This window comes from Streptomyces sp. ICN903 (genome assembly GCF_022015835.1).
Taxonomy (GTDB): Bacteria; Actinomycetota; Actinomycetes; order Streptomycetales; family Streptomycetaceae; genus Streptomyces; species Streptomyces fenghuangensis.
The window spans coordinates 6,864-16,680 of record NZ_JAKMAY010000116.1 but is presented as its reverse complement, the minus strand read 5'-3'; the positions used below and the strand labels follow the sequence as shown (position 1 = coordinate 16,680).

At 74.4% G+C, this 9,817-nt stretch carries 10 protein-coding genes; 7 read left to right on the top strand and 3 right to left on the bottom strand.

Annotated elements, in window-relative coordinates; genetic code table 11:
• Window positions 1-82 precede the first annotated feature (82 nt).
• The 5 genes from L7D48_RS14225 (at window position 83) to L7D48_RS14205 (ending at window position 4,439) form a co-directional block, all read left to right on the top strand.
• The gene (locus tag L7D48_RS14225) at window positions 83-925 is read left to right on the top strand and encodes a pyrimidine reductase family protein (RefSeq protein ID WP_237879802.1); all 843 of its coding nucleotides are present in this window, start codon (window positions 83-85) and stop codon (window positions 923-925) included.
• A 140-nt stretch (window positions 926-1,065) separates the two neighbouring features.
• On the top strand, window positions 1,066-1,545 hold the full coding sequence (locus tag L7D48_RS14220) for an indole-3-glycerol phosphate synthase (RefSeq protein ID WP_237879801.1): 480 nt from the start codon (window positions 1,066-1,068) through the stop codon (window positions 1,543-1,545).
• 257 nt (window positions 1,546-1,802) lie between these two features.
• Window positions 1,803-3,227 (top strand): UDP-N-acetylmuramate--L-alanine ligase, encoded by a 1,425-nt coding sequence (gene murC, locus L7D48_RS14215; RefSeq protein ID WP_237879800.1) that lies wholly within the window; start codon window positions 1,803-1,805, stop codon window positions 3,225-3,227.
• A gap of 15 nt (window positions 3,228-3,242) precedes the next feature.
• Window positions 3,243-3,650 (top strand): peptide-methionine (R)-S-oxide reductase MsrB, encoded by a 408-nt coding sequence (msrB, locus tag L7D48_RS14210; RefSeq protein ID WP_237879799.1) that lies wholly within the window; start codon window positions 3,243-3,245, stop codon window positions 3,648-3,650.
• 123 nt (window positions 3,651-3,773) lie between these two features.
• Entirely contained in the window at window positions 3,774-4,439 is a 666-nt protein-coding gene (locus tag L7D48_RS14205) for a LysE family translocator (RefSeq protein WP_237879798.1), read from the top strand.
• A gap of 46 nt (window positions 4,440-4,485) precedes the next feature.
• Here L7D48_RS14205 and treZ read toward each other — a convergent pair whose 3' ends face one another.
• A complete protein-coding gene (gene treZ / locus L7D48_RS14200) occupies window positions 4,486-6,225 on the bottom strand; it encodes a malto-oligosyltrehalose trehalohydrolase (protein ID WP_237879797.1) in 1,740 nt (579 codons plus the stop codon).
• Window positions 6,226-6,284: 59 nt separating this feature from the next.
• Complete coding sequence (locus L7D48_RS14195; RefSeq protein WP_237879796.1) at window positions 6,285-7,229, bottom strand: GNAT family N-acetyltransferase; 945 nt, start codon at window positions 7,227-7,229, stop codon at window positions 6,285-6,287.
• A gap of 270 nt (window positions 7,230-7,499) precedes the next feature.
• Here L7D48_RS14195 and L7D48_RS14190 point away from each other — a divergent pair, with 270 nt between their 5' ends.
• Both L7D48_RS14190 and L7D48_RS14185 read left to right on the top strand, forming a co-directional pair.
• A complete protein-coding gene (locus L7D48_RS14190; RefSeq protein WP_374492216.1) occupies window positions 7,500-7,736 on the top strand; it encodes a hypothetical protein in 237 nt (78 codons plus the stop codon).
• 73 nt (window positions 7,737-7,809) lie between these two features.
• Window positions 7,810-8,352, top strand: coding sequence for a DUF1707 and FHA domain-containing protein (locus tag L7D48_RS14185; protein WP_237879795.1), 543 nt, complete (start codon window positions 7,810-7,812; stop codon window positions 8,350-8,352).
• 46 nt (window positions 8,353-8,398) lie between these two features.
• Here L7D48_RS14185 and L7D48_RS14180 read toward each other — a convergent pair whose 3' ends face one another.
• Window positions 8,399-9,541, bottom strand: coding sequence for a lytic polysaccharide monooxygenase (locus tag L7D48_RS14180; protein ID WP_237879794.1), 1,143 nt, complete (start codon window positions 9,539-9,541; stop codon window positions 8,399-8,401).
• Window positions 9,542-9,817: the final 276 nt, after the last annotated feature.

Below are 9,817 nucleotides of genomic sequence, written 5' to 3'. Positions count from 1 at the left end.
CGGGGGAGGACGACACCCTTATCACTGTACGTGGCGTGGCGGGGCGCGAAACACGCCAGTGGCACGTGCCACACTGCGCCGTATGCGACGCCTGTTCCCTCCTTTCGAGTACCCCGCCGCACCCACGGCCCCCGGGCGCCGGGAGCCGCCGTCCGCCGACCGGCCCTGGACGCTCGAGGAGATCGCCGACGCGTACGCCTACCCCGCCACCGCTGCCGGGGGCGGGGAGGCGGGGGAGGCCGCGCGGCCCTGGCTGCGCGGCAACATGGTCGCCTCCCTCGACGGCGCCGCCCACCACGGCGGACGCTCCCAGCCGCTGTCCTCCGACGCCGACATGCGGATCTTCGGGGTGCTGCGCGCCCTGGCGGACGCCGTGGTCGTCGGCGCCGAAACGGTACGCCGGGAGGGGTACCGCCCGGCCCGCCGCCGCGAGGCCTTCGCCGCCCGGCGCGAGGCGGCCGGGCAGGGGCCGGCCCCTGCCATCGCGGTCGTCAGCGCGAGTCTGGACCTGGACTTCTCCCTGCCGCTGTTCACCGAGCCGCTGGTGCCCACCCTGGTGCTCACCGGAGCCGCCGCCCCGGCCGGCCGCCAGGAGGCGGCGCGCGAGGCGGGCGCGGTGGTGGTGCACGCGGGCGAGGGCGCGGAGGTGGACCCGGCACGGGTGCCGGGACTGCTGGCCGGGCACGGCCACACCCGGCTGCTCACCGAGGGCGGGCCGCGCCTGCTGGGCCGCTTCGCGGCCGCCGGCGTACTGGACGAGCTGTGCCTGACCGTCTCCCCCCGGATCACCGCCGGGGACGCGGCGCGGATCCTGGACGGCCCCGGCTTCGAGACCCCCGTGGGATACGAGCTGACCTCCCTGCTGGAGGAGGACGGGTTCCTCTTCTCCCGCTACCGCCGCTCCCCGGGAGCGGCCGGGGAATGACCGGATCTGTTTGCCCGCGCCAACAAGGTGTGACGTGCACAGAATGAGATACGCAGAGTGAAATGTGCAGTCCCACGCCGATGTGGGGCGGGATAGTCGTCGTACGGGTCGCCGACCCGTCAGGAGGAAGGGCACCTGCCGTGTTCACATCCGTACTGATGATCGAGAAGCCGCTGGTGCCCACCGACGTCGAGCTCGTCACCACACTCCACGGCGACGAACCCGTCTCGTTCGTCGTGCTCATGCAACCGCGCGGCGACCAGGACCGGCTGCTGCGTGCCCTGGACGACGTGGCACTGGGCGAGCTGGACGACGCCGTCCGCGAGGCCACCGGGCAGGACGACGAGGAGGCGGCCGGCAGCCCGGTCTCCCCGGCCGAGCGGGCGCTGGAGCACTCGCTGGGCGCACTGCGCGCGGCGGGGGCGGAGGCCGTCGGCCAGATCGTCCAGGACCACCCCCTGGACGTGCTCACCTCGGTGGTGGAGGAGACCGGCGCCGACGAGGTGATCGTGCTGACCGCGCCGCACCTGGTGGAGGAGTTCTTCCACCGGGACTGGGCCTCCCGGGCCCGCCACAAGGTCGGCGTCCCCGTGCTCAAGCTGTTCGCCCACGGCGAGTAGGCCGGGTGCCCGCGGGCGCCGCACGCCGACCGCGGGCACCCGGCCCGCTCGCATAGGCTGGGGCCGGGTGCCCGCCGGCGGCGTGCGCGGCCCGGCCGCACCACCACACGGACACCCCGGAGCACCTCGGAACCTCCACAAGCCCCCGAGAGCGTCCGAGCACCGAAGAACGTCCGAGCAGACCCGAGAACCCCGAGAACCCCCGAGAAAGCAGCCCCGGCGGGCACACCGCCCGGAGCACCCCGAAAGGACACCGCATGGCGCCCGGCCTGCCGACCGCGATGGAACGACCGCACTTCATCGGCATCGGCGGAGCCGGAATGTCCGGCATCGCGAAGATCCTCGCCCAGCGCGGCGCCGAGGTCGCCGGCAGCGACGCCAGGGAGTCCGCCACCGCCGCGGCGCTGCGCGCCCTCGGGGCCACCGTCCACATCGGCCACGCCGCCGCCCACCTCGCCGCCGACGCCACCGCCGTCGTCGTCTCCAGCGCCATCCGCGAGGACAACCCCGAGCTGGCCGCCGCCCGCGAGCGCGGCGTGCCCGTCGTGCACCGCTCCGACGCGCTGGCCGCCCTCATGGACGGCCTGCGCCCCATCGCCGTCGCCGGCACCCACGGCAAGACGACCACCACCTCCATGCTCGCCGTCGCCCTGGAGGCGATGGGCCTGGACCCCTCGTACGCCATCGGCGGCGACCTCGACGGCCCCGGCACCAACGCCCGGCACGGCGGCGGGGAGATCTTCGTCGCCGAGGCCGACGAGAGCGACCGCAGCTTCCACAAGTACGCCCCCGAGGTGGCGATCGTCCTCAACGTGGAGCTGGACCACCACGCCAACTACGCCTCGATGGAGGAGATCCACGAGTCGTTCCTCACCTTCGCCGACCGCGTCCGCCCCGGCGGCACCCTGGTGGTCAGCGCCGACCACGAAGGCGCCCGCGAGTTCACCGCCCGCCTGCGCGCCCGCGCCGCCGAGGACCCCCGGGACCTGCGGGTCGTCACCTACGGCGAGGCCGAGGACGCCGGCGTACGCGTCCTCAAGGTCCTCCCGCAGGGGCTGACCAGCGAGGTCACCGCCGTCCTCGACGGCGTGCAGCACACCTTCACCGTCTCCGTCCCCGGCCGCCACTACGCCCACAACGCCGTCGCCGCCCTGGCCGCCGGAGCGGCGCTGGGCGTCCCGGCCGGCGACCTGGCCGCGGCACTGGCCTCCTACACCGGCGTCAACCGCCGCCTCCAGCCCAAGGGCGAGGCGCGAGGGGTGCGGGTCATCGACTCCTACGCCCACCACCCCACCGAGATGACCGCCGACATCGAGGCCATCCGGGGAGCGGCCGCGGGCGGCCGGGTGCTGGTCCTCTTCCAGCCGCACCTGTTCAGCCGCACCCGGGAGCTGGGAGCGGAGATGGGGCAGGCCCTGGCACTGGCCGACGCCTCGGTCGTCCTGGACATCTACCCGGCCCGCGAGGACCCGATCCCGGGCGTCACCAGCGCCGTCATCACCGACGCCGCACTGGCCGCGGGCGCGCGGACGCGGCCCGAGTCCGACAAGCGGGCCGCCGCCGCCCTGATCGCCGGAATGGCCGAGCCCGGCGATCTCGTTCTCACCATGGGAGCGGGCGACGTCACCGAACTCGGCACGACGGTGCTGGAGCGGCTGGCCGCCCGCCCGGCGAACCGATAGGCCGAGGAGAGACCCATGGGTTACGAGATCGACAAGAGCGACGAGCAGTGGCGGCAGGAGCTCAGCCCCGCCGAGTACCACGTGCTGCGCGAGGCGGGCACCGAGCCGGCCTTCACCGGTGAGTACAACCACACCAAGACCACCGGCGTCTACCAGTGCCGCGCCTGCGGGGCCGAACTGTTCCGCTCCGACACCAAGTTCGAGTCCCACTGCGGCTGGCCCAGCTTCTTCGACCCGGCCGACTCCTCGGCCGTCGAACTGCTGGAGGACCGCTCCCACGGCATGGTCCGCACCGAGGTGCGCTGCGCGCGCTGCGGCTCCCACCTGGGCCACGTCTTCCGCGGCGAGGGCTACCCGACCCCGACGGACGAGCGCTACTGCATCAACTCCATCTCCCTGAAGCTGGTGCCCGAGGAGGGCTGACGAGCCCCGGGCCCCGGATCCCGGCGGGACCCCGGGCCCCGGATCCCGGGTCCCGCCGGGGTCCGGGGGCCGAACGCGGCCCCCGCCGCCGCGCCGCGCGCGGGCGGGCGGATGATGGCGGCCATGCACCAGACGCTGCTGCCCTTCCTGGGCGCCTGCCTGCTGATCGCCGCCTCCCCGGGGCCCAGCACCGTACTGATCATCCGCCGCTCCCTGATCGGCCACCGGCACGGCATGGCGACGGTCCTCGGCAACGAGACCGGCGTCTTCGTGTGGGGCGTGGTGGCCGCCTTCGGCCTCACCGCGCTGCTGGCCGCCTCCCAGCTCGCCTACGACGCGCTGCGCGTGGTGGGCGCGGTGGTGCTGGTGGTCTTCGGCCTCCAGGCGCTGCGCGCCGCCCGGCGCACGCGGGGCGCGGCGGTGGCGGACGGCGACGAGCCCCCGGCCGTGCCCGAGTCCGCGTCCCCGGCCGTACCCGCGTCCGTACGGGAGCCGGTGTGGCGGTCGTACCGGGCCGGCCTCGTCCTCAACCTCGCCAACCCCAAGGCCGCGGTCTTCGCCCTGTCCTTCCTGCCGCAGTTCGTCCCCGCCGGGGCCCCGCAACTGCCCGCGATGGTGGCGCTGGCCGCGGTGTGGGCCCTCTTCGAGACCGGCTACTACGCCTGCTACGTGTGGGGCGTGGGCCGGATGCGGCGCCTGATCGACCGCGCGGCCGTACGCCGCCGCCTGGAGCAGGTCTCCGGCGGCGTGCTGATAGCCCTGGGCCTGCGGATGGCCCTGGAGGGCTGACCGCACCCGCCGAGCCCGCCGCCCGCGCACCCCGCGCGGGGCCGGACTACCGCAGCACCGCCGCCGAGTGCGGGCCCAGCCGCAGCAGGCCGTCGCCCTCCGGGGCCTCGCACTCGCCCCAGGAGGCCAGCTCGGCGGCGGTGTGCACCGACAGCGGGATCTCGGCGGTGCCCTCCCCGGCCAGGTTCACCGCCACGTGCAGCCCGCCGTGGCGCATGCACAGCCAGCGCCGCTCCTCGTCGTAGGCGACGTGGACGTCCACCAGCCGGGTGCGGGGCGAGACGTGGGCGCGGCGCAGCGCGATCAGCGCCCGGTGCCAGGCCAGCAGGCCGGCGTGCGGCTCGCGGTGCGGCTCGTCCCAGTCCAGGCAGGAGCGCAGCCGGGTGGCCGGGTCCTGCGGGTCGGGCACGTCCGCCTCCGACCAGCCGTGCGCGGCGAACTCCCGCCGCCGCCCCCGGCGCACCGCCTCGGCCAGCTCCGGGTCCTGATGGTCGGTGAAGTACTGCCAGGGGGTGCGCGCCCCCCACTCCTCGCCCATGAACAGCATCGGCGTGTACGGCCCGCACAGCACCAGGGCCGCCGCGCAGGCCGCCAGGCCGGGGGAGAGGTGGGAGGCCAGCCGGTCGCCGCGGGCCCGGTTGCCGATCTGGTCGTGCGTCTGGGCGTAGGCGAGGAAGCGGTGGGCCTCGGTGGCGGTGCGGTCCACCGCCAGGCCGTGGCGGCGGCCCCGGAAGGAGGAGTAGGTGCCGTCGTGGAAGAACGCGCCGGTCAGCGACTTGGCCAGGGCCGCCATCGGGGCGCGGGCGAAGTCGGCGTAGTAGCCCTGCGCCTCGCCGGTCAGCGCGGTGTGCAGGGCGTGGTGGATGTCGTCGTCCCACTGGGCGTCCATGCCCAGCCCGTGCTCCTCGCGCGGCGCGGTGGTGCGCGGATCGTTGCGGTCGGACTCGGCGATCAGGAACAGCGGGCGGCCCAGCTCGGCCGACAGGCCCTCCACGGCCGCCGACAGCTCGGCCAGGAAGTGCTCGGCCCGCTCGTCGATCAGCGCGTGCACCGCGTCCAGCCGCAGCCCGTCCAGCCGGTAGTCGCGCAGGAAGGCCAGCGCGCTGCCGGCGAAGTACGCCCGCACCTCGTCCGAGCCGGGCGCGTCCAGGTTGACCGCCGCCCCCCACGGGGTGTGGTGGCGCTCGGTGAAGTACGGGCCGAACTCCGGCAGCCGGTTGCCCGACGGACCCAGATGGTTGTGGACCACGTCCAGGACCACGCCCAGCCCGTGGCCGTGCGCGGCGTCCACGAACCGCTTCAGGCCCTCGGGCCCGCCGTAGGGCTCGTGCACCGCCCAGGGCGCCACCCCGTCGTAGCCCCAGCCGTGGACGCCGGGGAAGGGGCCGACCGGCATCAGCTCGACATGGGTGACGCCCAGGTCGGCCAGGTGGCCCAGCCGGCCGGCCGCCGCGTCGAAGGTGCCCGCCTCGGTGAAGGTGCCGACGTGCAGCTCGTACAGGACCGCGCCGTCCAGGCCGCGCCCCTCCCAGTCGTGCCGCCAGACGTACGCCTCCCGGTCCACCACCGCGGCGAGCCCGTCGGGGCCCTCGGGCAGCCGGCGGGCGCGGGGGTCGGGCAGGACGGGCCCGTCGTCGACCGCGAAGCCGTAGCGGGTCCCGTGCCCGGCGGACGCCTCGGCCCGCCACCACCCCTCGCGCTCCGGGTCGCGGTGCATGGGGTGCTCCTCGCCCCCAGCGTGCAGCACGACCCGTCGCGCGTGTGGCGCCCACACCTCGAACAACACCGCAGATCTCCTTAGGCCGACGGCACCTCAGAGCTCCAGCATGCCCGTTTCGGCGGGTTTCAGCTTGCTGCGCGGCCCATGCAGACGCGGCGCTGCACCACCGGATACCCGGCACGGGCGAAGTGGGCGGCCATCGGGGTGTTGCCCACGTCGGTGGCCGCCGCGATCGCACCGGCCCCCTCGGCGACGAGCTGACGGGTGCACTCCACCAGCAGGTCGTAGGCGTACCCGCGGCCGCGCTGTCCGGGCACCACCCCGATGAACCCGACGCAGGGACCGGAGGGGTTGCGCGCGGGGACCTGAAGGCCCACCAGCTCGCCCCGCGGCGTGTACGCCAGCCGCCACCACTCACGCGGCGAGGAGCACCAGCGGAAGAAGTCCAGCTCCTCCCGCGCGGCGCGCTCCACGCCGCCGGCGGCGATCGCACGGAGGGCGTGCGCGTCCAGGGTGGCCGAGTGGATGCGGCGCAGCACCTCCAGGACCTCCTCGTCGCCCGCCTCGCCGTCCGGCACCGGGCGGAACTCCAGCCGGCCGGGGCGCCCGGGCAGCCCGCACTCCGGGGTCCAGAGGTAGCGCAGGCGCTCCACCAGGAACGCGTAACCGGCGGCCCCGGCCGCCTCGATGCGGGCCTCGGCGGCGGCCCGCACCTCCTCCCGGCCGCGCCAGCCGGGCGGCAGCATCAGCTCGTACTCGGCACGCAGCGGGACGCGCCGCAGCAGCTCCACCGCGGCGTCGCGGTCGGTGAAGTCGAACCAGTCGAGCACGATCGGCTCGGTGTCGCCGGGCCCGCCCCAGAAGGCGGCGCGCGCGACCACCTCGCCGTCGCGCAGGGCCACCCAGGTCCACTCGGGACGGTACTCGCCGCCCTCGGCGACGGTGGTGTACGGCCGCCCCAGCAGGGAGCGGCCGACCAGGGAGGCGGTCGGGTCGGGCAGGGAGGTGAACAGCTCGCGCGCCTCGCCCTCGGCGAGCGCGCGGACGACCGTGGAGGCCGGAGAGGTCATGATGTGGTTCCTTCGCGGAGGACACGGACACCGCCGCGCTCCCGGTCAGGGAAGGAACGCCCGGCGGACGGGGCGGAAGCGCGTGACGGCAGGGGTACATGCAGCGTGCACGGCTCTCACCTCCTCTTCCGGCCCAGGGGCGTGAGCGCACCGTAGCCCGGCGGCCCATCGGGCGTCCACGCGTTTTCCGGCCCGGGTGCCGGGAGGGCGGAAGACAGTAGGCTCGGGCCCGGCAAGCCCAGGTCCGCCACGCAGGTGCGGGAGGTGCCCATGACCGCCGAGCCGGTGGCTCCGGCGTGGATGCACGAGCAGATCACGGCGGAGCAGTACGCCAGGGCCGGCATCGCCTTCTACTGGAGGGTCGAGCAGGCCGCAACCGGGGTCCCGCTGGTGTACACCCACGTCCTCGACCCGGCCGCCGGGGTCTATCGGGACGGTGAGGTCTTCACCGGCGAGGTCAGGGTCTCGGCGCCCTTCCCCGTGAAGGTCGACCTCGGCCGGCTCTGAGCCGCCCGGGCCCCCGCGGCTTCGCCCGGAGCGGGCTGGACAGCTTCCGGGCGGGTCCGGAGAATGACGGGTCATGGCATCTGTGGAGTCCCGGGCAGTTCCGCCGCGTCCGTCGGAGGAGGACCGGGAACGCGCCATGGAGGTGCTGCGCGAGAGCGCGGCCGAGGGACGGGTGTCGAGCGGGACGTTCGAGCACCGGATGGATCTGATCCTCACCGCCCGCCGCTTCGACGAGATCGAAGCGGCGGTGCACGACCTGCGCCCCCGGCCGCCGGAGCCGGCGCTCATCAGGTTCGTCGGCGTGGTCTCGGCGCTGCCGGGGAGGCTGCGGTGGGCCTGGCGGACGGCCCGGCTGCCGGAGCTGATGCTGCCCGCGCCCGGCCCGTATCCGATGAGCATCGGACGTGCGCCCGGTTCGGTGCTGCGGCTGAACGACGAGACGGTGTCCCGGACGCACGCCCAGCTGCACAGCTCGGCGCGGGGTTGGACACTGCGCGATCTGGGTTCGTCCAACGGCACGTGGGTCAACGGCCGCCGGGTGACCGGATCGGTGAGCGTGCGTCCGGGGGATCATGTGAGGTTCGGGCGGGTCGGCTTCCGCCTCGGCAGCCGCTGACCCGCCCCACCTCTCAACCGGTGCCCGCGGAGGGCGGGCGCCGCGCTCAGCGCGGCATGCAGTGCGGTGCGGACGGGTTACCGGCTCCGCCGTTCACCACGTAGCCGAAGGTCGCCGACTGCCCCGGTGCCAGAGTCGAGCCCTGCTGACTCTGGGCGTAGACGTTGGAGCCGTCGTAGGTGGGCGAGGCGTTCCACAGGCTGTCGACCCGCTGGCCGGAGGCCAGTTCGAAGTGGACCGTCCAGCCGCTCAGGGTGGTGTCGCCGCGGTTGGTGACGGTCACCTCGCCCTGGTGGCCGCTGCCCCAGTCGTTGACCTTGCGGATGGCGGCGGTGCAGGAGGCCGTGCCCGGGTCGGTCGGCTCCTCACCGGGGTCGGTCGGCTCCTCACCGGGGTCGGTCGGCTCCTCACCGGGGTCGCCCGGGTCCTCGCCGCCTTCCGAACCGGGGAAGACGACCTCGCCGTTGCCGCCGTCGAAGACGACGTCGGAGCAGCTGTAGAAGGTCTCGTTGCTGTCAGAGCGCGACCACACCATGTAGATGATGTGGCGGCCGCTCTTGTTCGCCGGGAGGGCGCTGGTCCAGGTGTACTTGCCGTCGATGGTGCCGACCGAGCCGGACAACTGCGGGTCGGTCACCGAGTCGAAGGGCTGCTCCTCCAGGTCGTCCCAGCCCAGCGGCTGGTTCGGGTCGTAGCCGTCCTTGGTGACGTAGAGGTGGAAGGTGCCCGGGTGGGCGGCCCACGCGTTGTAGGCGAACCGCATCTGGGCGCCGGAGGTCAGCCGGGTGTACGGCCAGTCGGAGCGGGCCTGGTTGAAGGCGGTGAAGTCGTACGGGCCGCCGGTGCCGCCGCTGCACAGTTCGCCGTCGGGGATGAAGCCCTCGGTGCGCCCGGCGCCGTCGGAGCGGAGCACGGCGAACCAGTTGTAGAACGGGGTGGACCCGCCCTGGGCCAGGGCGTCCGCGCAGGCGGGGTTGTCCGGCTGGAGCGCGCCGGAGGAGGTGTGGGCGTTCTCCCAGCACAGATAGGTGCGGCTGCCCGGGTTCATGGGCGCGCCGTGGGCCTGGGCCTTGCCCGCGGGGAGGAAGAACACCAGGCACAGGGCCGGCAGTGCGGCCAGCAGCGTCAGCAGGACGCCTCTGCGGGGGCGGCTCGTCTTTGGTGTGGACATGCCATTCACGGCCGGCATGCCCTCTAAGCGTGTCGTCATCGTGCCGGAGGTCCCTTCAAGCACGTGTGGGGGTGTGACTGTGACTGATGGGAGCGCTCCCATCTCCAGGTGAAGGTAGCGCGGGGGCCGGTGGGTGTAAATGCTCCGTTCACATCGCGACGGAAATTCCCTACCGCGGGAGCGGCGCCGCCCGTGACCGAAGGGATGGCGACGCCGGCCCCGGCGGCCTCAGCCGCGCACCAGCAGCGCCACCGGCCGCCCGTCCAGCAGCTCCGCCAGCCCCGCGCTCCCCAA

Coding starts and splice junctions, on each gene's coding strand:
- L7D48_RS14225 (WP_237879802.1), top strand. CDS start 83: ATGCGACGCCTGTTCCCTCCTTTCGAGTACCCCGCCGCACCCACGGCC.
- murC (WP_237879800.1), top strand. CDS start 1,803: ATGGCGCCCGGCCTGCCGACCGCGATGGAACGACCGCACTTCATCGGC.
- msrB (WP_237879799.1), top strand. CDS start 3,243: ATGGGTTACGAGATCGACAAGAGCGACGAGCAGTGGCGGCAGGAGCTC.
- L7D48_RS14205 (WP_237879798.1), top strand. CDS start 3,774: ATGCACCAGACGCTGCTGCCCTTCCTGGGCGCCTGCCTGCTGATCGCC.
- L7D48_RS14195 (WP_237879796.1), bottom strand. CDS start 7,229: ATGACCTCTCCGGCCTCCACGGTCGTCCGCGCGCTCGCCGAGGGCGAG.
- L7D48_RS14190 (WP_374492216.1), top strand. CDS start 7,500: ATGACCGCCGAGCCGGTGGCTCCGGCGTGGATGCACGAGCAGATCACG.
- L7D48_RS14185 (WP_237879795.1), top strand. CDS start 7,810: ATGGCATCTGTGGAGTCCCGGGCAGTTCCGCCGCGTCCGTCGGAGGAG.
- L7D48_RS14180 (WP_237879794.1), bottom strand. CDS start 9,541: ATGCCGGCCGTGAATGGCATGTCCACACCAAAGACGAGCCGCCCCCGC.